Here is a 25,426-nt window from a genome sequence, read left to right on the forward strand (position 1 = left end):
AGGGGCTCTTGAAGAACTCTGTCACGCAAGGATGTCTTTCATCACGACACCGCTCACGTCGGTTAGCCGGTGGTCGCGGCCGCTGTAGCGGTAGGTCAGCTTTTCGTGGTCGAGGCCCATCAGATGGAGAATGGTGGCGTGCAGGTCATGGACATGGGTGCGTTTCTCCTCGGCCCGGTAGCCGAATTCGTCGGTCGCCCCGTAGGCCATGCCGCCGCGAAAGCCGCCGCCGGCGACCCAAAGGGAAAAGCCCCAATGATTGTGGTCCCGGCCGTCGCCACCCTGCGAGGCCGGAGTGCGGCCGAACTCGCCACCCCAGAGGACGATGGTTTCGTCCAGTAATCCGCGTTGCTTCAAATCCCCGAGCAACCCCCCGATGGCTTGATCGGTGCCGAGCGCCAGTTGGCGGTGCTGGGCGTCGTTGTTGGAGTGGGTGTCCCAAGGCTGGCCGGTGCCGGTGTAAATCTGCACGGCCCGCACGCCCCGCTCGACTAATCGCCGGGCCAGCAGGCAATTGCTGGCGAACACGTCGCCCCCTTTGCCGTTGATGCCGTACATTTCGCGGGTCCGGTTCGATTCTTGATTCAGGTCGAACGCCTCCTGCGCGGCCGTTTGCATTCGGAACGCCATCTCCATCGAGGCGATGCGGGCATCCAACAAGGGATCATGGTTGCGCTGATCGGCATGGAGCGTGTTGAGCCGCTGAGTGAAGTCCAGTTGCCGGCGCTGACTGTCCCGCCCGAGGTGCTGGTTTTGCAGGAACGGCAACACGGTTCGCGGATCGTAGCCGACCGGCAAATTGATGTGGCAGCCCTGATAAATCCCCGGCAGAAACCGACTGCTCCAGTTGGCCGCCCCGTTCACCGGCAGACCGGGACTCAGGACGATGTACCCCGGCAAGTTTTGGTTCTCGGTGCCGAGGCCATAGACCATCCAAGAACCGTAACTTGGCCGCAGGGCTTGCAGGTGGCCGCTGTTCATCATGAACATCGACGGTTCATGGTTGGGGATGTCCGTGTACATCGAGCGGATGACGCACAACTCGTCGGCGTGCTGGGCGACGTGCGGATAAATTTCGCTGATTTCCAACCCGGATTGGCCGTGTTTGGTGAACTTGAACGGCGAGGGCTTTAGCCCCAAGGTGCCGTTCTCCGTCTTCAGCCCGGTGATGCTCGCCGGCCGCTGACCGGCGTGCTTGGCCAGTGCTGGTTTCGGGTCGAACGTGTCCACCTGCGACGGGCCGCCGTTCATATACACATGAATGATGTGCTTCGCCTTGGCCGGAAAATGCGGCGTCTTCGGCGCCAGCGCCCCGGATGCCGGCGCCTCGGCCCCCAACATCCCGGCGAGGCCAATCATGCCGAACCCGGCCCCGCAGGCGGCCAGCATGTCACGACGCGAAACGGGAGAGGCACATTGCATTTTGTTTCTCTCAAATCTGCCAGTCTTGCAGCGTCAAACCGGCAACCCGGACGAACTCGGCGGTGTTATGCGTGACCAATATCAATCCGTTCGCCAAAGCGATTGCGGCGATCAGCAAATCATTCGGCCCGATGATCATTCCCTTTGAAGTCAGATCGGCCCGCACCTTGGCATATTCTTCCGCACTCAAATCATCAAACGGCAAAGACAGAAATCCCGCGCAAAAAGCTTTCACGGCCGCAAGATTTTTGGGGACATTTTTGCTCCGCATTGCTCCGAAAAGCAGTTCACCCACAACCACCGAGCATAACACCACATCTCCGAGGATTCGCAGCCGCCAACCGCCCGGTGACGGGAGAGGAGGTTCCGTATCGCAGATACTGCACACAAGTGTTTGTGTCGAGCAGATACTTCACGCGAATGTCTCTCGCTCTTCCAATTCACCTTGGGGATGTCGTTCAAAAGTGGGATCGATAACCGAGCCGACGGTTCGTTCGATAAACCGCAGCCAAGAATCCCGGTCGGCGGGGAGGACGGACGAGGCCGGCTCCTCCAAAGTCTCAACCGTGACCCGCACAGCCTTGCGGGCGCTTTCCATGCTGAAGGGCATCGAGACGTTCAAAACACCATTGTCGCCGACATGAGTGGTGATGATTTTTTTCATGATGATCGCCTTCGTTTGCTTCCTGTATTTTACCACGACACAAGTCGTCGATTGCCCGGTTTTCTTTAATCCACCCACTGAAACTCATTCGACGCCAGGATCGCGTGGGCGAACTGTTCCCATGCCGTCAGGCGATCTGTCGGCTTGGGTGCCCGAGCTTCCCTGAGGAACTCTTCACTGGCGATCTTTTCTTCTTTCGACGGAACTCGGCCATACGCCAGCCGGAAGGCGAGGGCGAGGCGGTCCTCTTCTTTTGGGGCGGCGGCTTCGAGGCGTTTGGCAAATGCCTTGGCGGTCCCGATGGTGAAGTCGCTGTTCAGCGCGAAGAGTTGTTGTTGGGGAACGGTGGTCACACTGCGGCGGTCGCTCGTCACGTTGGCGTCGGGGAAATCGAAAAGCACCAGCAGGGCGTTCGGCTGCACGCGGCTGATCTTCGCGTAAAGTGTGCGGCGAACATTGTCGGCTTGGTTCAAGTCTAGCGACAGGCCGCCGCGCGTGCGATCAAGCCGGCCGGAGACGGCGAGCCAGGAATCCCGCCAGGATTCAAAGTCGAGCCGTTGCGGCGTATGACGCCAGAGGTATTGGTTCTCCGGGTCGCGTTCGGCATTGGATGGCGAACCGGTGCCGCTCAGTTGATACGCCCGCGACAGCATGATTTCGCGGTGCAGCCAGCGAAGGGACCAGCCGCTTTCCATGAAGCGCACGGCCAGCGTATCGAGCAGTTCGGGGTGGGTCGGCCGGTCGCCGAGGGCGCCGAAGTTGCTCGTCGTGCCGACGATCCCCCGGCCGAAATGATAATGCCAGACGCGATTGACGATGACGCGCGCCGTCAGTGGATTCTTGGACGAAGCGATGACGTTCGCCAGTTCCAACCGCGTGAATTTACCGGCCGGGCCATTGGCCGATGACGAGAGAACACGCAGGAAACCGGGGGGCGCCGGTTCCCCGAGTCGCTCGACGTTGCCCCGGATATTGATCCGCATCGCGGCCCCGCCCCCGGCGATGACGTGCCCCATCGGCGGCACCGGTACTGCCTCTTTCTTGAGTCGTTCGATGTCCGCTTTGCGTTGGGCCAGTTCCTTTTGAGCGGCATCGGACAAGAGCGGCGTGAGTTCCTTGTCGCTGACAAAGAACAGCGTGTTCGGATTCAGCCAGAGCGCCTTTAACAACGACGGCGGCTCTTTGGCGGCGGCCTGCGGAAGCGCCGAGCGGATCGCCCCTTGCAAGACTTCGGTCGCCTGTTTCAAAACGTCCGGCACGATCACCTTGTTCTGTTCAACACGGGCGGTTTCACTCGCCTTCTTGGCTGCCGTAATCCAAGACATCAGCGCCGGGTCGAGCTTGTCGAATTTACCTTGCTCTAGGAAGTTGACGACCCGCTCCAGAAACAACGGGTTCAACGACTCGCCTTTCGCCACAGCGGCAAGATCGGGCGTCAACTTGTTGCGCCGGGAGACTTGCACCTGCCAGGCTGTCAGCAGATACTTTCCAGCATCGTTCACCGCTGGCTTCGCCACTTCGCGGGCCTGCTCTTTCAACCACTGATTCAATTTCTCATCGGCCTCTTTGGTCTGTTTTTCCCATGCTTTGAATTTTTCAAAGACCGACGTTTCGACCAGCGGTTTCTCAACAAGATCGGCTCCGTTGTAGGCCGCCGCGAGAGAATAATAATCGCGCGTCGGGATCGGGTCGTACTTGTGATCGTGGCAACGGGCGCAGGCGACGGTCAGCCCGAGGAGGCCGCGGGTCAATGTGTCCACCCGATCATCCAGTTCGTCGGCCATCACCTGCGGGGCAACCGAACCGCGATGATACTCGGCCCCCAATCCTTGGAAACCAAGCCCGGCCATCTTCACGAACGCATCCGGTTCCGGCTCGGCCAACAAATCGCCGGCCAACTGCAATTTCAGGAAGCGATCATACGGCATGTCGTTGTTCAACGCCTGCACGACCCAATCGCGATAGCGATACGCATGGGGCCGGGTGTTCACAAACGCCAGCGCCTTGTCCTCGGCATAACGCGAGATGTCCAGCCAGTAACGCGCCCAGCGTTCCCCGTGATGCGGGGAAGCCAGCAGACGCTCAACGACTTTGGAATAAGCGGCCGGAGATTCATCCTTCAGGAATTCATCCATCTCCTCCGGCGTTGGCGGCAGGCCGGTCAGGTCGAAGGTCGCCCGGCGCAACAGTTCTCGCTTGCCGGCCGGGCCGACGGGTTTGAGCTGACGCTTTTCCAACTCGGCCAAAATAAAGCGATCGATCTCTTTCAGCGGCCAGGCGGTGTCGTTGACCTTGGGCGCCGGGGATTTGACGGGTGGTTGAAACGCCCAGAATTGCCGGGCTTTGTTCCAATCCGTCTCCTTGGCCACCGGCGCCGATTTGGCGGCCTCCGGCATCGCCGCGCCCGCTTTCACCCATGTCTCGAAATCGGCCAAAACAGTTTCCGGCAGTTTCCCCTTGGGGGGCATCTTGATGTCGCCCGCGTGGCGAAGGGCCTTGAGCAAGGTTCCCTCTCCCGCCTTCCCCGGCACGACGGCGGGGCCGCTTTCGCCCCCTTTCAGAAGCATTGCCGAACTGTCCAAAAACAATTTGGCCTTGAGCTTGTTGCTTTTCTTGGCATCATCCGAATGGCATTGATAACAATGTTCGATCAACACCGGCCGGATCTTCTTTTCAAAAAACTCAATGCCCGCGCGATTGTCTTGGGCGCGAGCGAAACCGGCTTCGTGGAAGTTGATGAACGCCAAGGCAAGAACCAAGAATAACCCACGCTGGTTCATGGAGAGTTTCTCGTGAATCTATTGCCGCAGGAAGCGGGCGAGCGGGCGCTGGCGGGAAATATTATTCTACCACGCTCATCAGGCTGGTGTTTGACCAATCAACAATATCACTGATTGATATTGTTTGAATGAGAATAACCCGGCCCAACAGGCCCCGCAATCGAATTCGCCGGGAACTCAATCTGAAAACCGGAGCCAAGTTCTCTTCACTCCAACACAATTCGGGTGATTTGCGGCGGGCAGCGAAACCGGATCGGCTCTTTCCCGGCGATGCCCCGGTTCACATGCAGCACGGTTGGCGGTTCGTCGAAGGTTCCCATGTCGTATTTCCGGCTGTGCCAGCTTGGCACAAACATCGATCCGACGACCGGGATGCGGATTTGCCCGCCGTGATTGTGTCCCGAGAGCATCAGTTGGAAGTTGTGGCGTCTGGCCCAGCCGATGTTGTCCGGGGAATGGCTGACCAGCAACCGGAAGCCCTCGGGCAACGCCGACACGTTCGGCCCCGGCCGGAACCACGGGCCTTCGTGTCCCACGGCAACGAGGGGAAGCCCGCGCACGTCGATTACTTCCGAAGTGTTGCTGAGGATGCGGAAGCCACAGGCTTTCATCCGCTCTCGCACGGCGTCGGCGTCCTGCCACCAATCATGATTGCCGAGGATGGCAACGGCCGCGATGTTCCAAGACAGTTCGCCGAGGATGGGGGCGATCCAGTCGAGGTATTTGCCGTCGTCGATGATGTCCCCGCTCAAGACAACAAGATCCGGCTTGCCGTCGGCCATACATCGACGCATTAGCATTTGATAATGGATTAGATCCGGCGTGCCGAAGAGGTGCAGGTCGCTCAAGTGGAGGATCGTCAACCCGCGCCAAGCGGGCGGCAGGTCCGGCAGTTTGAGACGCAAGGTGGTGAATTCCACCTGGAAGATGCCGTTGAATGACCACTCGGCCACATGCTTGTGCTTGCCATCCCCGACCGGGCGGCGGCCCAACTCCACCTCCACGTCGAACATGGTGGTCTTCTCTTCCAGAACCGCCGCCGGGTTTCGCCGGGTCAGTCGCCACAGCGTGACCAAGGGGAACCAGACGCCGCCGAGGACGGCGCACGCCAGCATGTAACCCAACGGCCCCCAAACCCACGGTTCCCCGGCGGCCCGATCAATGTTCGCGAGCAGGTCGAAGCCGACGAGGATTCCGAAAGCAAGCGGGCCAATGACGAGGAAGAGGCCGTAAATCTTGCGAAGCGTCCGCAGGAAAGAGCGGTGGAACGGCCGGGAATAGATCATGTTGAGCGTGACCATCAGCCAGTAGCCGTGGCCAACCCAGGCGATCATGAACAGGAGGAAACCTAACACGGATGATTCGCCGTGCGGTGATTGCTTTGCTTCATGGATGGAGGCGGGGAACCCGGTTATGAGGCGGTCGCCATCGGCTCGGCCGGGGCCGGCACATTCGCCGGGGCAGGGCAGGTGAGGGCGGCGAATAGTTTTGGCTCTTGATATGGCTTGAAGAGAATCGGCAGCCAGTAACCGTCGTGCTTGACGTTCACGATGGTGTGGCCGCCGTCGTATTCAAAACCTTGCGTGAGAATCACCCGGCCCAACGGAACCGCCTTCACCAACGACCGATAGGCGGCAGTCCCGCCCATGTCCTTGTGCTTGATCGCGCAGAGGACCGCGTCGTAGGTGGACACTTTGGCCATCGCAATGCCGTCCGTCGCCGTGGTGGCGGCATCGACCAAACACCCTTGCCGTTCGAGGATGGTGTGGGCGCTGCGGCGGATGCGTTCGTCGCCGTCCACCACAAGAACCCGCAGACCGGCGAGCTTGGGGTCCATCGGCACGGCATTCTGCCGGGCGACTTCCTCGAAGATATTGTGAACCGCCAGTTTGATCTTGCGAAGGTCGCCGACGATCCGCCGCAGGGCGTCGGCAAATTCCGGTTGGTTGGAGATCTTCTCCAACAAGTTGCTGGTCACCGAAAGTAGATCATCGGCCGGAAGGGCGATTTCGCGGTGAACTTGTTCGACGACACCGGCCGCCGCGCATGCTTCTTGGGCATCGAGAAGATTCAGGGTGTGCAGGGCACGAGCCAGTTCGCGGGAGAAGAGTTCGGTGAACTGAAGTTCCTCGGCGCCGAAAGCGTTGACTTCCGGGCTTTCGACATTGAAGGTTCCCACGAGTTCATCATTGAACACCAGCGGCACGGTCATGGACGATTTGGCCCCGACCGAACCTTCGATGTAATGCGGGTCGTGGGCCGTGTCCGCGCACAGGTAAGACTTCTTGGTGGCCGCCACATAGCCGGTGACCCCGTTGCCGTGCTCGCGGGCGAACAACGCCCGTTGGGCCGCCTCGGGAATCATCCCCTCTTCCAACAGCGGAATCAACCGGCCGGTCTTGGGTTCCAGCCGGCGAATCTCGATCACGTTGTAACGCAGCAGGTCATGAATGTAGCGCCGGAGGTTGACCTTCAACAGTTCGACCCGGCACAGGACGTTCATTTCCGCGAGTTGATCCGGGTCAAGGGCGTCGAGTTCTTGGCCGGCTTTGTAGAGGGCGTTGAGTTTTTGCTGTCGGGCGACGGCCGAGGTCACATCGTCAGCCATTGCGACGAGTTCAATCACCCGGCCGTTCTCGCGGATCGGGGAGACGGTGACATCCAGGAAACGATTATTATGATTGAGCCGGAAACAACAGGGCTGGCCGGCGAGGGCGGTGTGAAAGGCGTGATCCCCGAGACGGTCTTCATCGGGTGTGTTGAGGGCGTCGAAAAACGACAGGCCCGTCGGCTCAGCCGGACACCATTCGCGGAAGGGATTGTTGGCCCATCGCACGATCAGATCGGCCGACAGCACGGCGAGGCCCTTGTCCAGCGAACCGACGATTTGCTCGGCTCGCTGAAGGTGATTGCCCGCGTCGGCCATCGGGAGGCCGTTCATTGGCAGGGGATCGCTCACGCCGTGCCCGCTTTCCATCTCGGGGTAACGAATGGTCCGTCAGCAATTATAACCGCCAATTTGAATCGGAACAAGCAGAGGGAGGCCCACTTCGTCCGATTCGGCGATCCGGGGGTTGAGTTACCCGCCGACGACATTCACACAATCTTTGATGTCACCCGCCATTGTAAGGGTTCTCACGGATGGCGGTAAAACAGATCGAATGACTCGATCGTGAACCAACATATTTATTGAAAGGAGGTTCCGATGATCACCATTCGACCCGCCAACGCCCGAGGCGTGACTGATTTTGGCTGGCTGGACAGCCGACACTCCTTTTCCTTTGGAGAATATCGCGATCCGGCGAACATGGGATTCCGCACACTCCGCGTGATTAATGATGACCGCGTCGCCCCCGGCGGCGGTTTTCCGACGCACCCGCACCGCGACATGGAAATCGTGACGTGGGTGCTGGAAGGCGCCCTTGAACACAAGGACAGCCTCGGAACCGGGTCTGTGATCCGGGCCGGGGACCTGCAACGGATGACCGCCGGCACGGGAATTTTCCACAGCGAATTCAACCCGTCTCCGACCGAGGCGGTTCGTTTGCTTCAGATTTGGATCTTCCCGGAAGCTCGCGGGTTGGTCCCTGGTTATGACCAACGATCGTTCCCCGCCGCCGAACGGATCGGCCAGTTGAAACTGGTCGCCTCCCGTACCGGTCGCGATGGTTCGATCAGCATGGCCCAAAACGCGGACCTGTTCGCCGCCGCTCTGTTGCCGGAACAAACGGTGACGCACACCTTTGAACCCGGCCGCTCCGGGTGGGTGCAAGTCGCCACCGGTTCGGTCTGCCTGAACGGGCAGATTCTCAAGGAAGGCGACGGAGCCGCCATCACGGACGAATCGAAGATGGAACTCACCGGCGTGACCAGTGGCGAAACACTGGTGTTTGACCTGAAGTAACGAAAAGTTGAGAAGAAAGCGAAAGAGAAGAGTTCACGCAAAGCTCGCAAAGGGGACGCAAAGTTCGCCAAAGTTGTCATTGCCCAGTGGCAAACGCTCGCCCCCGCGTCATTGATGATAAATAAAAATTTCATCAGTCATGCGGGGGGAGATAATCGACACGGGGCTTTGACAACTTTGGCGAACTTTGCGTCCCCTTTGCGAGCTTTGCGTGAACTCTTCTCTTTCGCTTTCTTCTCGGCTTTATCCCTCGATAGTCGACAACGGCCCATAACCCGTCACGGTCTGGTTGGTCAACGGATACTTGTCCAGCACCGCCCGGATGTCGTTCATCGTCACCGCGTCCCATGACTTCATTTCGTCGTCCACCGTTCGGTACATGTCTCGGTAGACCCAATCTTTGGCCACCGTCAGCATTCGTCGGCTGGAGCGTTCGCCCGCGCGGAGTTCGCGGGAGAGGATTTTCGTTTTTGCCTGCTCAAACTCGGCTTGAGTCAGTCCGGTGCGCTGCACTTCGTGAAGCAGGTCTTGGACAATGCCGAAGCATTCCGGGGCGTTCTCCGGGTCGCCGTTGAAGGAGGTGCAATAGGCACCGGCCCCGTCGCATTCGTCCATGCCCATGCCGGCTTCGTCGGCGAGGCCGGGGTCGGTCAGCGCCCAATACATGCGGCTGCCGGAGTAATCGCCGACGGCCGTGGCCAGCACGGCGGCGGCATAACTCAATTCGGAATTCGCGGCCGGTCCGGGGGCGATCAGCGTCATGTATTGCTGGGACACCTTTTCCGGCGGCTTGGCGAGCATGTGCAGCCCCCCTTGTCCCGGCGTCTCGGTGCGGTTGCCCCGGCCGGTGATTCCGGAGGGCCAACTCTCGCATCGCGCCTTCACAAGTTTGGAAAACTCGGCAAAGTCGAAATTGCCGGTCGCCACGGCGACGATGTTCGACGCCCCGTAGCGGCGTTGGAAATAGTCGAGCATCTGCGTTTGCTTGAGGGCCGTGATGCTCTCGGAAGTGCCCAGCACGCTGTTGCCGAGCGGATGGCTGCCGTAGAAGTTCTTGCGGGCCAGATCAAAACTCGCCCAGCCAGGTTGCACCTCGTACCGCACGATCTCGTCGAGGATCACCTTTTTCTCGGTGTCGAAATCTTCGGTTCGCAGCGAGGGCCGCATGATGTCGGCCAGCACGTCCACCAGTTGCGGCAAAAACTCCGGCAAGACGACGGCATGAAACACCGTGTTTTCCTCGGAGGTCCAGGCGTTGTTGTCGGCTCCGATCACCGAGAAATCCCGGTTGACAGTATAAGCGTTACGCCGTTCGGTCCCTTTGAACACCATGTGTTCGAGGAAGTGCGACACGCCGGATTCGGCCGGTTGCTCGTCCCGCGACCCGGTCTTCACCCAAAAGGCAACCGCCACCGACAACGCGGCTGGATTCGATTCGCCCAGGATGGTCAGGCCGTTGGCAAGGGTTTGATGGTGGAAGGGCATCTCGGCTCTCAAAAGACAGGGAATTAAGACAATCACACGGACTTAGATCAACACCCTCTTGCTCCCCCTTCCCTAAGAAGGAAGGGGGAGCAAGACAAATCACCTTACAATCAGCCCGCTCGGCCCCAACGTCACCACCGTGAAGTCCTGCATCGGGTGTCGTTCGAGGTACCCAAGGATCTTGTTCACGGTCAACCCGTTGACGGCGGCCTGAATTTCGTCGAGCGGGCGGATGCGGCCGAGATAGTACCAGTCGGCCGAGAGGACGCTGGAGCGGCCGCCGGTGGATTCTTGCCGCATGATGAGGGCTGATTTCAGGCCGATCTTCACGCGGTCCAGTTCTTCCTCGGAGATGCCGTCTTTGAGTTGGCGAAACTCGGCGAGAGTGCGGTCGAGCGTTTCTTGGGCCAGTTCCGGCTTGGCCCCGGCATAGCCGATGATCGTGCCGCGGTCTCGGTGCGATTCGTAGCTGGCGTACACCGAATAGCAAAGCCCGTGCTTCTCCCGCACGTTGCTGAACAGACGGGAACTCATGTCCTGCGACAGCACGCCGACGGCCCCGCGAACGTTGTATGCCTCCGGGTCGCTCGTCGGGATGCTCGGGAAGGCGATGGCGATTTGCGTTTGCTCGATGTCTTTTTCAATATGCCCCGAGGAGGGCATGTGCGAACCGATCACCGGCGGTGTTCGCGGGGAGCTTTTCCAGTCGCCATAGAGCTTTTCGATCTCCCCCTTGAGTGTCGGCCAGTCGAAATCACCGGCGATGGAGAGAATCACATCCTTCGGCTGGAAATACGTTTCGACATGCCGGTGAATATCGGCGATGGTGACGGCGTTCACATCGTCGGCAAGGCCACGATTGTCCCGGCTCAACGGGTCGGGGTAATAGCGTTTGCGCAGTTCGAGCATCACCTTGCGCTGCGGTTCGTCTTCGGTCGATTGGATGTCCTGAAGACTCAGGGCCTTGGCGGCATCCAGTTCCGACTCCGGCAGCCGAGGTCGGCGCAATATATCCGAATAGATGGCCAGGGTAGGAAGCAGATTCCGTGAAATGGTGGCCCCGGAAAGCTGGACGTTCATCGTCCCGGCCGATTCGCCCCGGTCCACGCCGAGGTTGTCGAGAGCATCCGAGAGTTGCCGGTTGTCGCGGTCACCGGCGCCGCGGGTGAGGAGGTCGGTCGCCAGAGTGGCGAGGCCGAATTTCCCGGCCGGATCGTAGGCGGCCCCGGCGGGGACGAGAAAGCCAAACGCGACCGACCGCACATGAGGCATCCGATCCGCGAGAAGGGTCATTCCGTTGGGAAGCTGATGCGTGTAGATTTCCTGCGCCACTGATTCCTCGCTCCGGGGTAAACCGCCGACCATTCAGATAGTGTAGTCCGAAGGCTCGGTTTGGGTCTCCCGATAGATCGTCTTCATCTGCTGAAAGCCAAATCCGTGATACAACCGGACGGCCCGGTCGTTCTTCGCGGAGACCTCCAGCCGGGCTTCCCGCATTTTGTGTGATCGAAATCCGGTCATCGCGCCCAGTAACAGGACTTTTCCAAGCCCGTGCCCCTGAAAACCGGGATGAACCGCCACATTTTGGATCACGCCCGTGCCCCCCGGCTGCCCGAGAGCCTGAATGCACGCGACATATTCCGTTTGATACCGAATCAGCCAGGTGGATTCGGGAATGAAATCTGAATGAGACGAGATGACCCGCATCAGATCCAGACAGCTTTCATACCGGCCAAGATTTGGAAAAAGACGAGCGTCAATGGTTGTGCGGAATGTGCGGGCGGTGATGTCCGCATGCGGAATCATGTGCGATTCATCCCACGGCAGCAGAACGAAACCGGCGGGAAGCGTCACTTCCGGAAGCCACCCGGCAACAGCCCGGTGCATCCGAAAGCGTTTCACGTAATTGCGAAACAACGTGGCCATGATGCGGTTCCCCCGATGATCGGTTCATCGTAACCATTTGGGGGGAACCAGTAAAGAAGCTGCCGGAGGCGGGAGAAACAAAAGTGAGTGCCCGGCTCTTACCAACCGGCCCCGAGAACGTTTCCGTCGCCCGGTTGACAGGCGGCGATCCAGGTCGCGGGCGCGATGCCGGCGGCAACGGTCCGCACGCTTCCGTCGCCCAGGCCGACCACCAAGACGGAGTGGGGGCTTTGCAACACTTTTGAAATCGCCTTCGAGGGCGCCGGGTTGACTTGGAAGAGAGTGCTCGTGGATGTCGGTGACGAGGGGTTGCTCGAATTATCTGAGAAATCGGTGTTCTGGCCTTGCCCGTACACCGCCGTGTAACCGGCCGAGTACCAGCCAAAGCCCGGGCTTCCGAAAGGTCCGTGGAACGTGTTGAGGAAGGCCCAACTGCTGTTGGTGCCCTGATTCTGGTAATGTTCGCCGATCATGATCGTGTTGGAGAGGCCGTCCGTCATCGAATTCGTCAGGGCCTTGGGAGCGGTCGCGTCCATCACCATGACGTTGGCGGCGTAATTGCTCATGCCCCAGACATAACCGGAAACCGTCGCTGTGCTACCGGCCAGCGAGGAATCGGAAGGGCAAATGTACGTTTTGATCACCGTGTTCCCGCCACCCACGCCGCCGGCATAGGCGTTGGATGAGTATTGGTACCAATAATAATTCGAAGTGCCGGGGATGAACCCGTTGTAAATGTCCGCGGTGGTGGGCGTGAACATGGCTTTATAAATGGTCCCCTGTTCGATGAAGGGGAGGATATGCACCATCCAAGTCCCGGCCGCCCCGTCTGCGGAGGTGTTGCCGGCGCCGTTGGCCGCCGTGCCGCCGTAGGGGGAATAGGTCGACGTGTAATTGGCGGCGTTGGGCATCGCTTGGAAGTTGTCGTGGTAGCCGTGGACGGCCAGGCCGATTTGCTTGAGGTTGTTCTGACACTTCATGCGATTCGCGGCTTCGCGGATCTTCTGAACAGCGGGCAGCAGCAGCCCGATCAGAATCGCAATAATGGCGATCACCACCAGCAATTCGATGAGCGTGAAACCTGATCGACGCTTAATCACGGCAAATCTCCTGTACAAATCACACGGGGGCCAGATCGGCCATTCATCCAAGACAGGCTACCGACACACTTTGAAGAACACAAGACAATCTGTGTTAAGATCGCATGAAGTTGCGAGCGATTTGTTCTGTTCTGTATCAATCATAATTCAATGCAGGTGAAAATAGACCGATTTGACTTGCTGGAAGATGTCTCGACGTTAAACTAAAAAGGCCAGTAAAATAATTGATTGGATCACCAGATTGCGGAACGAGCCACCAATCCGATCTGCCAACACAGCAAATGCCTTTGCCCCACTCTCCGGAGGCGATGTGTCTCAAACAGAACCGCTGATCGTCGAATCCGGTCCCAAATACGTCCATCTTTCCGAGCAACTGGCAAACCGCATCCGGGCCGGTGAGTGGAACACCGGGAAGGTGCCGACCGTCCGCGACATCGCCAGCGCCTACGAAGTCTCCTCGTTCACGGCCTCGCGGGCGTTGCATTTGTTGCGTGATCAGGGATTGATCGTCACGCGAGAGCGCTCCGGCTGTTACGTCGCGGCCTCTGAAACCCGCCCGGTCGCGGCCACCGAACCGGCGCAACTCGGGCGTTGGGCCGTCGTCACCCGCATGTCCCCCGGCCCGTGGCAAAGCGCGTCCGAGGCCGTGGTGAGGGTTGGGTTCGCGCGGCTTGAAGAAGAGGGAATCTTTGACCTGCAATCATTGGACGTGCGCGCCGATTTGACGGTCGGCGAGATCGGCAAGAAAGTCGCGGCCTTCGCGGCGAACCGGGTCGAAGGGGTGTTCTATCTGCCGTCGCGGGTGAGCGAGGCGGCCCGCGAACAAGACGAATGGTTCCTGGCGGCCTGTCGGCGCGAGGGCCTGCCCGTCGTGCTGCTTGACCGCAACTTGCGCGGCGACAATCGCGCCCTCGATCATGACCTCGTCGCCTCCGACCACCACGACGGCGGCTTCCGCTGCACGGAACACCTGCTTGGGCTGGGCCGGAAAAACGTGGCCTGCGTGATCGCTTCCCCGACCAGCGCCCACAACGACCGGCTGTCCGGTTATCTCTACGCCCTGGAGACAACCGGCGGCGGCCGGCCCCCCCGCGTCATTCGCGCGCCCGAACAGATGGAAGCCCGCGAGGCCTACCCGTGGATTGCCGCCGAGCTGATTCGCCTCGGGGTGGATGGCGTGATCTGCTATCAGGACTACGTCGCCATCGGGGTGATTCTGGAACTGTTCCGGCGCGGGGTGAATGTGCCTCGTGATGTGGCCGTGGCCGGGTGCGACGACCTGCCAATCGGCCAGAGCTTCGCCTTGGGGGTGACCTCCTACACCTACCCTTCCGAGGCGCTCGCCCGCACGGCCTTCCGGGTCATGACCAACCGGATCGCCCATCCAAACGACCCGCCATCCAAGGTGGTTCTGCCCGGCATACTGGTCGTCCGCGACAGCACTGTGCCCGCCTGAACGTATGGCCGAAATTGGCTGTTAACTTTAAGGCAGATCATCCGCCATCGTGGGCGACGCAGCTTGCGTCGCTTCAAAAACTCGCGCCACACTCTTTTGAAACGACGCAAGCTGCGTCGTCCACGAATCAGAACATCCCCAAAGTACGATAACGGCGATCCAATCGCTTGATGGCAAGTGAGTCACCATCATCGGACACATCCGCCGGGGTAGAATCCCTAAAATGGACGCAACATTTTCTCGCTGATTTCAAAGAGCCCACATGATCGCGGAAAAGAAACGCCGCCGACGGCTGTTGATCATCCTCCCCTTGGTATTTGTCGGTCTATTCGTCTATGCCGCCTGGCCGGGGAAGATCACGCACACCGTCAGCCCTGAAACCACTCATGCGACCGAACCAGTCAACGCGGAAGGATGGGTGGACTATGTCACCGCCTTGAACACACGGCTGCGAGGCGACATCACCCCCGAACAGAATGCCAATATCCTCTTCTGGCAGGCCATCGGTCCCCGGCCGGCGGGGAAGACTTTGCCCAAGGAATATTTCCAATGGCTCGGCCACCCGGCCCCGCCGGAAAAGGGAGAATATCTGGTCGGATGGGAGGACTTCCTTAAGGCGAAGCCCCCGGCCCCGGTCGAGGACGAGGCGGCGCGAGACGACCTGATCGACCCAATCGATCCGACCGTCCGTCGGGATCGCGCCAAGAAATGGCCTTGGGCAGCGGCAAACGATCCGGACACCGCCGCTTGGGTGGCGAAGAACACACGCCCGCTGGCCACCCTCGCGCAAGCATCGGCGCTCCCCGCCTATTACAACCCGATCGTGCCGGGCAGTTCCCCGCCGGGGAACGGTTTGTTGATGAGCAGCCAATTTCCCAACGTCCAGATTTACCGGGAATCAGCGATCTTGTTCGTCTGCCGGGCGATGATGCACCTCGGCACCGGCCGGCCCGACGAGGCGTGGCGGGATTTGATGACATGCCACCGGCTTGGCCGTGTGATGGAGCGAGGGGGCACGCTCATCGAATATCTGGTCGGCGTGGCGATTCAATCGATTGCCATTCAAGGGGAGACGGTGTTCCTCAGTCAGACAAAACTGACCATCCCCCAACTCACGGCCTGCCGGGACGACCTCGGGCGTCTGCCGCCCCCTTCCCGCGTCGCGGAAAAGATTGATCTTGCCGAGCGTTACTATTTGCTGGACGCCATGCAGATGGCCGCCCGCACCGGGACGACCTCGATCATGGATCTCCCCGAATTGGGAGGCTCCGAAAACCCCGACCGTCCCCGGAGCCGCTTGTTCAGCCGGAGCGTGAACTGGGATCCGGCGTTTCAACTGGCAAACACGTGGTACGACCGATGTGTTGCCGTCCTTCGTCAAGACGACGAACCAACCCGCCGACGGGAGATGGCGGCCATCGAACAAGAACTGAGCGCCATGAAGTCGGATGCGACAACAGCATGGACCACCCACTTGCTCGGGCCGAAACAACGAGGGGAAAACATCGGAAAGATCATCGTCGGCTTGGTGCTTCCCTCGTTGGACAAGGTATCCGTGGCGGATGTCCGCTCCAGACAACTGCACCATCAACTGACGGTCGCCTTTGCCTTGGCCGCTTATAAGGTCGATCTCGGCCATTACCCGGCCAGACTGGCGGAACTGGCCCCCAAGTACCTGCCCGAGATTCCAAAGGACATATTTACGAACAACGAGCTGACATACCGCCGCACCACCACCGGATATCTGCTGTACAGCGTCGGAGCCAACCACATTGACGACCAAGGCCGGGACCGGGACAGCAATCCCCCCGGCGACGACCTGCCCCTCGAAATGCCCGCGAAGGAACCGCCGCCGCTGGAGAAGCCGAAACCAGTCGATCCGCCGGAGTGAGAATCTCGTCGAAACACAACCACTTTGCCAAAGGCCGCTATCGCATGACCACGGAAAAGAAACGCCGCCGGCTGTTGTGGGTGTTGATCGCCACGCCGATTATTCTCTTCTTGCTGCTCGCCTTCGCCGCCCTGCCGGGAAAGAACATTTACACCGTCAGCCCCGAGACCACTTACGCCACCGACCATGTGGGCGACGACGGTTTCGTGGACAACATCGCTGCCCTCAACACCCGCCTTCGCGGGAATACCACTCCCGAGCAAAACGCCAACGTCCTTATCTGGCAGGCCATCGGCCCCCACCCGGAAGGCACCACCCTGCCCGATGAATACTTCCGGTGGCTCGGCCAACCGGCCCCGCCGGAGGAAGGGGAATATCTCCTACCTTGGTACTACTTCCTCAGGGCAAAGACGCCTGTGGCGGTCGAAGAAGCGCCTCCCAAGAGAGATGATGAACCTAGTGTTGAAGAGATTCGAGACGCCCGGCAGGCTCGGGCGCAAAAGTGGCCTTGGAAGGCGGCAGACGAACCGCTCCTTGTCGAGTGGCTCGCCAAGAATTCCCGTCCCCTGGAGCTGTTCGCCCAAGCCTCAACGCGGCCGGCCTACTACAACCCGCTGGTGCCAAAGCCCACCCCGGCCGGGATTGCCCCCTTGATCAATTGCCTGTTGCCCACCTTGCAGTATTGTCGGCAGGCGGCGCAGTTATTCGTCTGCCGGGCGATGCTGCACCTCGGGGCCGGCCGAACGGACGAAGCATGGAAGGACCTGATCACCTGCCACCGATTCGGCCAGGTAATGGAGCAAGGGGGCACGGAGGTTGAGTATCGGGCCGCCGTGACCATTCAATTGATCGCGATGAATGCGGAGACAGTATTCCTGAGCCATGCGAAACTGACAGCCCCGAGGCTGGCGGTCTGCCGGGCCGACCTCAACAATCTTCTTCCTCCCCTCCATGCCGCTGACAAGATCGATCTGACCGAGCGGTTCTCGGCGCTCGACACACTCCAGTGGATGGCTCGCACCGGATCGGAAATCTTGAAACTACTCAATCGCGGGGCAGACACTGCCTTGGCGGAACCAGTGGCGGGGCGTCCATTTTCCCGCAGCACCGATTGGGACGCGGCCATGCGGTTGGCCAACGGCTGGTATGATCGCATCGTCACCGCCATGCGAATCGAGGATCTCCAAGCCCGCGAACAGGCGATCAGGGAGTTGGAAGATTCATTGAAAGACCTTTCCAATGAATCCGAGCAACAAGCATGGGCCATGTCCATCCTCGGCGCGAAACAACGAGGGGAACTCTTCGGAAAGATTGTGATCATCCTGATGCGCCCGTCAACACGCAAGATGGCGGCATTGGAGACACGAACCATGCAACAGCATCGCAATCTGGCGGTCGCCTTTGCCTTGGCCGCTTATCAGATCGATCAAAGCCGCTATCCGGCGGAACTCACGGATCTGGCCCCAAAATACCTGCCCGAAATCCCGAAGGACATCTACTCCGGCGGCGAATTGAAATACCATCGCACAGACACAGGCTACATGTTACATAGCATCGGCGAGAATCGGATCGACGACCAAGGCCGGGGAAAAAATGATGCTCCTCGCGGCGATGACGGGGCCATCGAAATGCCGTTGAAGGAGTCACCGCCGCTGGATTTGCCGTTCTTCGGAATTGATTGACCAAGCACGCCGACCGGCGGAAACATCATTCTTTTGCCTTTGGCTTTTGCTTCTTGTTCGCCGCCTGGGGTTTCTTCACGTCTTCCTCGGTCAGCGTCAGGTTGGATTCGGGGCCGTCGTCTTGCAGGATTTTTTCAGCCAGCAGCCGGTTCATCGGGGCGAGGATGCTGAAATGATCGCCCCAGTTGACCGGCAGGAAATGCACGTTGGGATTGCTCGTCGCCCGCGACATGTTTTGCAGACACTCGATGTTGCCTTTGCGTCCCCCTTCCAGCACAAACACGGGGCTCTTGATGCCTGAGAGCCAGTAGCCCGGCGACCTCAGTTCCACTTCCTTGCGATTGGAATGATTGAAAGGCAGAAATTCGGCAGGGTAGCCGGACACGTCGTCCACCGGGCCGAAGGAGAAGACGGCCCGGAAGCGGTCACTGCATTCGGCCACCAGCAACGCCAGCGTGCCGCCGGTGCTGTGGCCGCCCAGATAGATGCGGGCGGGATCGACGTATTCCTGCTTGGCGAGGAAGTCGGCGGCCGCCAGCACGTCTTCCACTTCGCCGTAGTAGCCTTCCTTAAAGCCCGGATTGGTATTCCCGCCGCGCAAAGCCGGGAACATCATCATGATCCCGGCTTTGCGGTACTGGCAGGCGGATTCATCGCCGTCGGCCGGTCCTTCTTCCCAACATCCCTCGCCAATCGAATTACAGTCACCGCCGGTGATCCAAATGATGGCCGGACGCTTTTTGCCGTCCTTCGGGTCCGGGCTGAGGTATGCGGACATGTTGCCGGCCGGGGAGGCGTATTTCACCACTTGAAACACCCCGGCGGGAGGCGTGTCAACCGGATGTCTGATGCCCGTCTGCGCGGGGAGTTTCGTGACAAATCCCTTGCGGGCCTCGGGGAGCGTGGACGGTTTTTCGGTCTGATTTCCCGGCCGGTTGCACCCGGCCAGCATCAAGAGTCCCAGCAGGGGAAGAATGAGGGGTTTCATCTCGGGAGTCTCCTGTCGGAAGATGACACGATGAAAAGCGATTTGCATATCCGGGCATTGGCCCGGTTTGGATTCATCTTACCCTGCCAAACAGGATAATCGACGCCGCCAAAAGGACAATTCCGGCTTGGGCCAACAGCACGGCCGTGAGCCCGAAGGCATCGGCCGCCGGGCCGAACACGAGATTGCCCATCGGCACCCCGGCGCTGAGCATCATCGCCCAAACGCCCATCACCTTGCCGCGATCTTGGTTCAACACGCTCAATTGCACGGCCGACTGGCCCGTTGCGAAGAACATAATCATTCCATAGCCGAACAGAATGCAGGCGGCCATCGCCCCGATTTGCTCCGACGCGGCCGCCATCCCGACGAGGGCCATCGCCACAAGACACAACCCGGCGAAGAGCAACCGGCGGCGCCGGGTTTCGGAGCCATAGGTCGCCGCCGTCAGGGCCGCCAGCAACGCCCCGGCCCCCACGGAACTCAGGAGCATGCTGTAACCATCCTCCCCCCGGCCCAGCACCTTCGCCGCATACGAGGGGAGCAACGCCAGCAACGGCCAGCCGCCGATGGCCACCAACCCCGCCACCAGCACCAAGGCCAGCAACCGCCCTTCGCGGGACAACACGCCGAACCCGCCGCCGGGCGTTTTCGCGGGAACGATTTCCTCCTCCGGCGGCAGCGTCATCAATCGCAGCGCGAACAGCACCGCCAGATAGCTGATGGCGTTCACCAAGAAGCACAACCCCGGCCCGGAGACATGCAGCAGAAACCCGGCGATGGCCGGGCCAATGGCCCGCGCGGCGTTGAAAAGCAGCGAATTGAGGGCGACGGCGTTAATTAGGTCTTCACGCGGAACCAACCCCGGCACGAACGCCAGCCGGGCCGGGAGGTCGATGGCCTGCACGCACCCGTGGAAGAACATGATGGCGAGCATCACCCACAGCGTCAGGGCGTCCAGATAGTAAAGAGCCATCAAGATTCCGGCAGCCGTGAGAAAGCACGATTGCGTGGCCACGATGAGCCGGCGTTTCGGCACCCGGTCGGCCAGCGATCCACCCAAGGCGCCAAAGAGAAACGTCGGGCCGATCTGCACGGCCACCAAAAACGCCGGCCACTGGGCGAGGCCGGTCTTCTGGTGGGCGATCCACATCAGGGCGGTGGTCTGCGTCCACGACCCGATCAACGAGACCAATTGTCCGATGAAATAAAGTCGGTAATTCCGATGCCGGAGGGAGCTAAACGTCCGCATGGGGTCAGGGTACGGAAATAGGATGACAACGTGGCGCCCCCGAGGAACGAAACAAAACATGAAGAATTGGAAAACGGTTCGACGCTGGCTGGTCTGGCAGGCCCTCATGTTCTGGCAGGGGGGATTTTTGTTTTACGCCGCCATTGTGGTTCCCATGGGTACTGATGAATTGGGAGGATTCACCCAAGGGCGCGTGACCCGGCCGGTCACGGAATGGATGAATCTGATCGGCCTGCCAGCCCTGCTGCTGATGGCTTGGGATCAACTGGCGGCCGGGAAGTCAAAGTATCGCTGGGTTTGCTGGGGAATCATGGTGTCCGGTCTGGCGGGCGAGTTCGCCCTTCATCCGGTGATCGGCCGGTTTGTGGATGCGGCCGAGGGGGAGTTGATTCCGCAATTCGAGGTGTTTTATTGGTGGCACCGACTCTATCTTCTCGCCGCCACGGCCATCTGGGCGGCCAGTCTGGCCTGGACCGCCCTGACGCTGCGGGATTACGCCTTGGGAACCGACAAGGCTCCGTAAACCGGGGCCGGAACTTGTTCGGCCAGATGGTCGATGTAGGCCCTGATCTGATTCGCCGGGGCGGTGCTTTCGGTGACGAGGACCAACCCCTCGGCCAGAGCGGTCAGCAGCGGATCATTGCCGCCCAATTCCATTGTCGGGGCGACCATCAGCACGAGCGAATAGCGTTCCCGCATTTCTTCGACCAGTTGCCGGAAACGGTGGGCGGACATCACCCCGCTGACGCGGTTGGTGAGATCGGCCCGCGAATATTCGACGTTCTTCATGGAGGTGGGCACGAAGCAATGCGTTGCTTCGGATTGGCCATCCAGATACCCCTCGACGCGATTGGCTACGCCCGGCGTGTTCGGCCCGGCCCATGAGGGATGCTCAACGCCGGTGCGAGCGTCGAACACCAGCACACGGTTGCCTTCCTGACTGAGTTGTCGGCCAAGGTCGCCAATGATCGGCGTGAGTTGAAGCTGTTCTTGCGTGGGGGTGAACAGAACGATGCTCCCCCGATCCACGCCTTCCTGCGAAATCCGCTTCGCCAACGCCTGCACGGCATCGGTCATCGGCGCCGGTGCTTTCACTATCGGTTGGACAGGTTCCTTTGTCGGCATCGGCGCCGGGACCGGCGTTTGCGGAATGGGCGTCGGCGCGAGCGGCACGGACTTGGAAGAACTACCCAGATCCTTGAGCGACAAAGAAGCCCTGGACGGCGGGAATTGGGTCGCCTTCGCGGGAACCGGCTTCGGCTGGGCGGGCGTGGCTTCCAGCGGAATGATGATTTCGTGTTCGGTCGGCGCGGACACGGTGTGGGCAGGAGTTGGCTTGGCCGGGGTTGGGGCCGGAACGGGTTCCGAGAGGGATATCATCTCGCCGCCCGATCCTTCGATCAAACGCGGAGCCTTGGGTTGTTCCGGAGCGGCGGCGGTCGGCTGGGGATTCATCGGGACATTGGCCGCCACCGGAACCACGGCGAGCAGCGCCCTTGGTTGCTGGGTTTGGACAGCCGCCGCCCGATGATGGCTGGCCATCACCTGCGGAATCGCGAACAAGGCGATGTAGCCGAGGAAAAGCAACGACGAGAGTCCCAAAACGGAGGCCGCCAGTTTCGGCACGTTGGTCGCGTAAGGACCGTTGCCGGTGGAAGCCGGAGTGGCAATCTTGAGATCGTCCGCGTTGGGGTCCTTGTCTCGGCCCACCGAATCATTGAGTTGATCCGACAATTGGGTGACCCGGTTGAAAGTCAAGGTAATGGCCACTTGCTTCGGTTCAAGATCATGCTGAAGGGTCAGCAGAGACGTCAGAGCGATCCGTTTTTCATTGACTTGGGCTTCGCTGCTGGCAATCACCGCAGGCATTGTCGCCAAGTCTTTGGCGGCCTTGTCCATCTCTGAGTTATTACTCAACCGCAATGGCTTGCCACTGAGAAGATGTTTTTTCAACAAGTCATACCGTTTTTTCATTGCCTCCCGGAGTTCCTGTGAATCCTCATATTGTTTGACAATGGCCTCATTGGCTTGGAGGTCGGCGACTACTTTCTGATATTCACTGATCGGATTCACTCCCCGGGCTGTCAATACACGCATCCGCTCCTCTTCAGATTGCAACTGGATGACTTTGGCTTTGGCCGCCATGTAAATCTGGGCCGTTTGTTGTCCGACCGTGTACTCGCTTTGCAATGCTTGAAGAATTGGATTGAACGATTCATCCACCCCACGTTCGGTGTCTGTCTGTGAGCTTTCTTGGCGATTCTTCAAAAAAGCAAATTCCAGTTTCAACTTAGCCTCGGCTTCCCTGAGTGTTCGAAGATTTCGTTCTTCGTCCGCGAGGGCCGCCTTGGCGTTGTCGATATCCACTTTGATGTTTGAAACACCCTTGCTTCTTTCGGCTTTTGAAAACTCATCATTGGCCTTTTGCAGATCGGCCATCGCGCGTTCCAAATCAGCCTTCACCTCGGCGGCTCGCTCTTTCAGCGTGGTTTGCCGGTATTTTCCGAAGTACAGAATGGATTCATCCATTACCGCGTTGGCGATGGTGATGGCGGTTTCCGGGTCGGTCGAGTCATAGGAGACATCCAGAAACTCGGACATCTTGGAAACTTCGACATGCAGGTTCTTCGCAAAGTCATCCTTGGAGACCCACGGCATGTGCTTTTCACGAACGCTTTCGGGGGCGTCCATCGACTTGATGATCTGCCCCATCGTCTGGATGTTCGGCGGGTTGTAGAGCGGCCGGGTTCCGCCGCGATAGTTCGGGATGTAGGCCAGTTTCCCCTCGGCCCGGTACATTGGCTTGGCAAATTTGAAGATCAGGGCGGCCGCGAGGACGATCGTGATGATCCCCCACACAACCAACAGCGCCTTCCGCTTCAAAATCTCTTGAAGGAAGATGGCAAACAGGCTGGGGGGAACCGGGCCGTGCCCGGCCGGGACGTTGATGCGCGGATCGCCGCCAAACGAGTGAACGGACGTTCCCGGCGACATCATGCCGCTGGTGGTTTGAAACGGTTGAACCTGCATATGCTCATTTCCGGCGGTTGATGTCCCGTCGGCTCCCTGGTCCCGGGTATTGTCCGTCAAGGCTTTCAGATTGTACCCAAATTAGCAAATTAGAAGGAAGGTCAGGTTTGCCCGGCCAGTCGGGGAGATGGGAGGGGTGGCCGAACACACGGTTTAGTTGATTCCTTCCAACCTCTTCAGGGAAATCATGGCACACAAATCCGTCACGGCAAGGGTGTTCCATCGGACGGGAGGGGGATTGTCTGGTATTCATTCACTCATGCTTCGCTTTTCACCGCAATTTTGAGGAGACGCCGTAATGGCAAAAAAAATTGACTGGATGTACGACCGAAAATCCTGTGTCACCTGCAAAAAAGCTCGGGGCTACATGGAATCCGTCGGCGGGGTGACCGTCAGCGAGAAGAAGGAAGCCTCCAAGGAACGCATCAGCCCGGAGGAGGCCCTGAAACTCGCCCGGACGGCCGACCGCGTGGTGGCGATGAAAGGCCAAAAGGTGGTTGAATTCGACTTGAAGAAGAACCCGCCATCGGATGAGGAATTACTGGCGGTCCTGATCGGCCCGACCGGCAACCTGCGAGCGCCCACCGCCTTCGTCGGCAAGACAATGATGGTCGGCTTCCATGAGGAAACCTACAAGACCATCCTCGGCTTGTGAGGTGGGAAAGCAAAGAGAAGACTAACCACAAAGACGCAAAGGTCACATAAAGTTTCACAAAGAATAAAACCGGACCGAAAGCAACAAGCAAAGGGAAGAAAAAGAACACTGAGCGAAACCAAGAAAAGCACTGTTTTCTTTCTTCACTGACTTTTTCTTTTCTTTGCTTCCGGTCCGGTTTTATTCTTTGTGAAACTTTGTGTGACCTTTGCGTCTTTGTGGTTAGTCTTCTCTTTGCTTCATCCGGGTGAGCCGGAGGAAGGCGATTTCCGGGCGCACACCGAAACGGAAGCGCCAGCCGAAGCCCACTCCCTTGTTCACATACACGGGGACCGATTCGTGATGGTGCAAGCCCGCCGCCATCCGGCGGGACTTTTTACTTAGGAACACCCGGCCCAAGCCCGGCCAGTTCACCTGCCCGCCGTGGGTGTGACCGCTCAGCATGAGGTCGGATCGGTGGCCGGCCAGCATTTCGACGGTTTGCGGATTATGGGCCAGCAACACGCGGGGAAGATCCCAAGGCAAATCTCGCAGGGCGGTGGCCGGGTCGCACTCGCGGGACCACAAATCATCAATGCCCGCCAATCCAAAGGAGACGGCCCCTTGGCCGATCAGCAAACCCTCATTCCGCAATACGCGGATCCCTTTGTTTGACAGGGCATCCGCGATGGCTTGGTGCAATCCGCGATGCCGCCGCAGGCCCAAGGCATTCCGCACGGAAAAATCATGATTCCCCAGCACGGCGAACACCCCCAAGGGGGCCTTCAACCGGCCAAGCGTCTCGGCGGCCGACGCCACGGACTTGTAACCATGATGGATGTAATCCCCCGTGAGGGCGATCAGATCCGGCCGGCGGCCGTTGGTCCGCTCGATCACTTCGTGGAAGTATTCCGCAGGTAGTTGCGGCCCGTCGTGAAAGTCCGTCAGATGGGCGATCGTCAGCCCCTCCAATGGGGCTGGCAAATCGCGAACGGGGATGGTGAGATCGTTTTCCTCAAGCCAGACCGGCTCGATTTGACGGGCATAATTCCAACGGGCCCATTGCCGACCCACCCAGCGGGCGGTCGGGGAAGAAACAACCGCCGGGGAGGACAAACCGGGTAAACCGGACCGAACTTCCGGCATGGTGTTGAATCCAATAACAGAGGCGAAAACCAATCAAGACCGGCGTTTCACCGAAACGCCGTGTTC

20 protein-coding genes are annotated in these 25,426 nt (G+C 59.6%); 6 read left to right on the plus strand and 14 right to left on the minus strand.

All coding sequences use genetic code 11. From position 1 onward, the window contains the following. Window positions 1-21: 21 nt before the first annotated feature. The 6 genes from BGIM_RS0121380 to BGIM_RS51685 all read right to left on the minus strand — a co-directional run bounded on the left by BGIM_RS0121380 (window position 22) and on the right by BGIM_RS51685 (window position 7,825). Complete coding sequence (locus tag BGIM_RS0121380; RefSeq protein WP_029630248.1) at window positions 22-1,422, minus strand: DUF1501 domain-containing protein; 1,401 nt, start codon at window positions 1,420-1,422, stop codon at window positions 22-24. A 10-nt stretch (window positions 1,423-1,432) separates the two neighbouring features. After that, the gene (locus tag BGIM_RS51675; protein ID WP_238537696.1) at window positions 1,433-1,693 is read right to left on the minus strand and encodes a type II toxin-antitoxin system VapC family toxin; all 261 of its coding nucleotides are present in this window, start codon (window positions 1,691-1,693) and stop codon (window positions 1,433-1,435) included. 141 nt (window positions 1,694-1,834) lie between these two features. Then, window positions 1,835-2,086 (minus strand): hypothetical protein, encoded by a 252-nt coding sequence (locus tag BGIM_RS0121390; RefSeq protein WP_157369324.1) that lies wholly within the window; start codon window positions 2,084-2,086, stop codon window positions 1,835-1,837. Window positions 2,087-2,151: 65 nt separating this feature from the next. Then, the gene (locus BGIM_RS0121395) at window positions 2,152-4,866 is read right to left on the minus strand and encodes a PSD1 and planctomycete cytochrome C domain-containing protein (protein ID WP_020471778.1); all 2,715 of its coding nucleotides are present in this window, start codon (window positions 4,864-4,866) and stop codon (window positions 2,152-2,154) included. A 206-nt stretch (window positions 4,867-5,072) separates the two neighbouring features. Beyond that, window positions 5,073-6,221 (minus strand): metallophosphoesterase, encoded by a 1,149-nt coding sequence (locus BGIM_RS57975; RefSeq protein WP_157369325.1) that lies wholly within the window; start codon window positions 6,219-6,221, stop codon window positions 5,073-5,075. Between the two features lie 56 nt (window positions 6,222-6,277). Further along, the gene (locus BGIM_RS51685) at window positions 6,278-7,825 is read right to left on the minus strand and encodes a hybrid sensor histidine kinase/response regulator (protein ID WP_162136274.1); all 1,548 of its coding nucleotides are present in this window, start codon (window positions 7,823-7,825) and stop codon (window positions 6,278-6,280) included. Window positions 7,826-8,071: 246 nt separating this feature from the next. Here BGIM_RS51685 and BGIM_RS0121410 point away from each other — a divergent pair, with 246 nt between their 5' ends. Further along, window positions 8,072-8,770 carry a pirin family protein gene (locus BGIM_RS0121410; RefSeq protein WP_020471780.1) on the plus strand — a complete coding sequence of 233 codons (699 nt, stop codon included), beginning with the start codon at window positions 8,072-8,074 and terminating at the stop codon, window positions 8,768-8,770. Between the two features lie 243 nt (window positions 8,771-9,013). Here the strand turns inward: BGIM_RS0121410 and BGIM_RS0121415 are convergent, their stop codons facing one another. From BGIM_RS0121415 to BGIM_RS57980, 4 genes are all read right to left on the minus strand, one after another. Beyond that, on the minus strand, window positions 9,014-10,255 hold the full coding sequence (locus BGIM_RS0121415; protein WP_020471781.1) for a M16 family metallopeptidase: 1,242 nt from the start codon (window positions 10,253-10,255) through the stop codon (window positions 9,014-9,016). A 99-nt stretch (window positions 10,256-10,354) separates the two neighbouring features. Further along, entirely contained in the window at window positions 10,355-11,587 is a 1,233-nt protein-coding gene (locus BGIM_RS0121420) for a M16 family metallopeptidase (protein ID WP_040890016.1), read from the minus strand. Between the two features lie 33 nt (window positions 11,588-11,620). After that, window positions 11,621-12,181 carry a GNAT family N-acetyltransferase gene (locus BGIM_RS0121425; protein ID WP_020471783.1) on the minus strand — a complete coding sequence of 187 codons (561 nt, stop codon included), beginning with the start codon at window positions 12,179-12,181 and terminating at the stop codon, window positions 11,621-11,623. A 98-nt stretch (window positions 12,182-12,279) separates the two neighbouring features. After that, entirely contained in the window at window positions 12,280-13,281 is a 1,002-nt protein-coding gene (locus BGIM_RS57980) for a DUF1559 family PulG-like putative transporter (protein ID WP_020471784.1), read from the minus strand. 310 nt (window positions 13,282-13,591) lie between these two features. Here BGIM_RS57980 and BGIM_RS0121435 point away from each other — a divergent pair, with 310 nt between their 5' ends. The 3 genes from BGIM_RS0121435 (at window position 13,592) to BGIM_RS0121445 (ending at window position 18,310) form a co-directional block, all read left to right on the plus strand. Continuing rightward, a complete protein-coding gene (locus tag BGIM_RS0121435) occupies window positions 13,592-14,737 on the plus strand; it encodes a GntR family transcriptional regulator (RefSeq protein ID WP_020471785.1) in 1,146 nt (381 codons plus the stop codon). A 262-nt stretch (window positions 14,738-14,999) separates the two neighbouring features. After that, window positions 15,000-16,628: a hypothetical protein gene (locus tag BGIM_RS0121440; protein ID WP_020471786.1), complete on the plus strand. Its 1,629-nt coding sequence runs from the start codon at window positions 15,000-15,002 to the stop codon at window positions 16,626-16,628. Further along, entirely contained in the window at window positions 16,625-18,310 is a 1,686-nt protein-coding gene (locus BGIM_RS0121445) for a hypothetical protein (RefSeq protein WP_020471787.1), read from the plus strand. The genes BGIM_RS0121440 and BGIM_RS0121445 overlap by 4 nt, the downstream gene beginning before the upstream one ends. 25 nt (window positions 18,311-18,335) lie before the next feature. On the opposite strand, the gene BGIM_RS0121450 is transcribed toward BGIM_RS0121445, so the two are convergent. Next, window positions 18,336-19,298, minus strand: a complete 963-nt coding sequence (locus BGIM_RS0121450) for an alpha/beta hydrolase family protein (RefSeq protein WP_020471788.1) — start codon at window positions 19,296-19,298, stop codon at window positions 18,336-18,338. A 73-nt stretch (window positions 19,299-19,371) separates the two neighbouring features. Then, the gene (locus BGIM_RS0121455; protein ID WP_020471789.1) at window positions 19,372-20,550 is read right to left on the minus strand and encodes an MFS transporter; all 1,179 of its coding nucleotides are present in this window, start codon (window positions 20,548-20,550) and stop codon (window positions 19,372-19,374) included. Window positions 20,551-20,608: 58 nt separating this feature from the next. On the opposite strand from BGIM_RS0121455, the gene BGIM_RS0121460 reads away from it, so the two are divergent. Next, window positions 20,609-21,073 (plus strand): hypothetical protein, encoded by a 465-nt coding sequence (locus tag BGIM_RS0121460; protein ID WP_029630250.1) that lies wholly within the window; start codon window positions 20,609-20,611, stop codon window positions 21,071-21,073. Here the strand turns inward: BGIM_RS0121460 and BGIM_RS0121465 are convergent. Beyond that, a complete protein-coding gene (locus tag BGIM_RS0121465) occupies window positions 21,043-23,580 on the minus strand; it encodes a hypothetical protein (protein WP_157369326.1) in 2,538 nt (845 codons plus the stop codon). The two genes, BGIM_RS0121460 and BGIM_RS0121465, sit on opposite strands and share 31 nt — an antisense overlap. 298 nt (window positions 23,581-23,878) lie before the next feature. Between BGIM_RS0121465 and BGIM_RS51695 the strand changes: the two genes are divergently transcribed. Further along, complete coding sequence (locus BGIM_RS51695; protein WP_020471791.1) at window positions 23,879-24,235, plus strand: ArsC family (seleno)protein; 357 nt, start codon at window positions 23,879-23,881, stop codon at window positions 24,233-24,235. A gap of 222 nt (window positions 24,236-24,457) precedes the next feature. On the opposite strand, the gene BGIM_RS0121475 is transcribed toward BGIM_RS51695, so the two are convergent. Next, on the minus strand, window positions 24,458-25,360 hold the full coding sequence (locus BGIM_RS0121475) for a metallophosphoesterase (RefSeq protein WP_020471792.1): 903 nt from the start codon (window positions 25,358-25,360) through the stop codon (window positions 24,458-24,460). Between the last annotated feature and the right edge of the window lie 66 nt (window positions 25,361-25,426).

The organism is Zavarzinella formosa DSM 19928 (assembly GCF_000255705.1).
GTDB classification, from domain to species: Bacteria; Planctomycetota; Planctomycetia; order Gemmatales; family Gemmataceae; genus Zavarzinella; species Zavarzinella formosa.

Excerpts from the sequence above, each read along its gene's own strand:
- BGIM_RS51675 (WP_238537696.1), bottom strand. The coding sequence starts at position 1,693 with ATGCGGAGCAAAAATGTCCCCAAAAATCTTGCGGCCGTGAAAGCTTTT.
- BGIM_RS0121465 (WP_157369326.1), bottom strand. The coding sequence starts at position 23,580 with ATGCAGGTTCAACCGTTTCAAACCACCAGCGGCATGATGTCGCCGGGA.
- BGIM_RS0121475 (WP_020471792.1), bottom strand. The coding sequence starts at position 25,360 with ATGCCGGAAGTTCGGTCCGGTTTACCCGGTTTGTCCTCCCCGGCGGTT.
- BGIM_RS0121395 (WP_020471778.1), bottom strand. The coding sequence starts at position 4,866 with ATGAACCAGCGTGGGTTATTCTTGGTTCTTGCCTTGGCGTTCATCAAC.
- BGIM_RS0121390 (WP_157369324.1), bottom strand. The coding sequence starts at position 2,086 with ATGAAAAAAATCATCACCACTCATGTCGGCGACAATGGTGTTTTGAAC.
- BGIM_RS51695 (WP_020471791.1), top strand. The coding sequence starts at position 23,879 with ATGGCAAAAAAAATTGACTGGATGTACGACCGAAAATCCTGTGTCACC.
- BGIM_RS0121415 (WP_020471781.1), bottom strand. The coding sequence starts at position 10,255 with ATGCCCTTCCACCATCAAACCCTTGCCAACGGCCTGACCATCCTGGGC.
- BGIM_RS0121450 (WP_020471788.1), bottom strand. The coding sequence starts at position 19,298 with ATGAAACCCCTCATTCTTCCCCTGCTGGGACTCTTGATGCTGGCCGGG.
- BGIM_RS0121380 (WP_029630248.1), bottom strand. The coding sequence starts at position 1,422 with ATGCAATGTGCCTCTCCCGTTTCGCGTCGTGACATGCTGGCCGCCTGC.
- BGIM_RS0121455 (WP_020471789.1), bottom strand. The coding sequence starts at position 20,550 with ATGCGGACGTTTAGCTCCCTCCGGCATCGGAATTACCGACTTTATTTC.
- BGIM_RS0121440 (WP_020471786.1), top strand. The coding sequence starts at position 15,000 with ATGATCGCGGAAAAGAAACGCCGCCGACGGCTGTTGATCATCCTCCCC.
- BGIM_RS0121410 (WP_020471780.1), top strand. The coding sequence starts at position 8,072 with ATGATCACCATTCGACCCGCCAACGCCCGAGGCGTGACTGATTTTGGC.
- BGIM_RS0121460 (WP_029630250.1), top strand. The coding sequence starts at position 20,609 with ATGAAGAATTGGAAAACGGTTCGACGCTGGCTGGTCTGGCAGGCCCTC.
- BGIM_RS0121425 (WP_020471783.1), bottom strand. The coding sequence starts at position 12,181 with ATGGCCACGTTGTTTCGCAATTACGTGAAACGCTTTCGGATGCACCGG.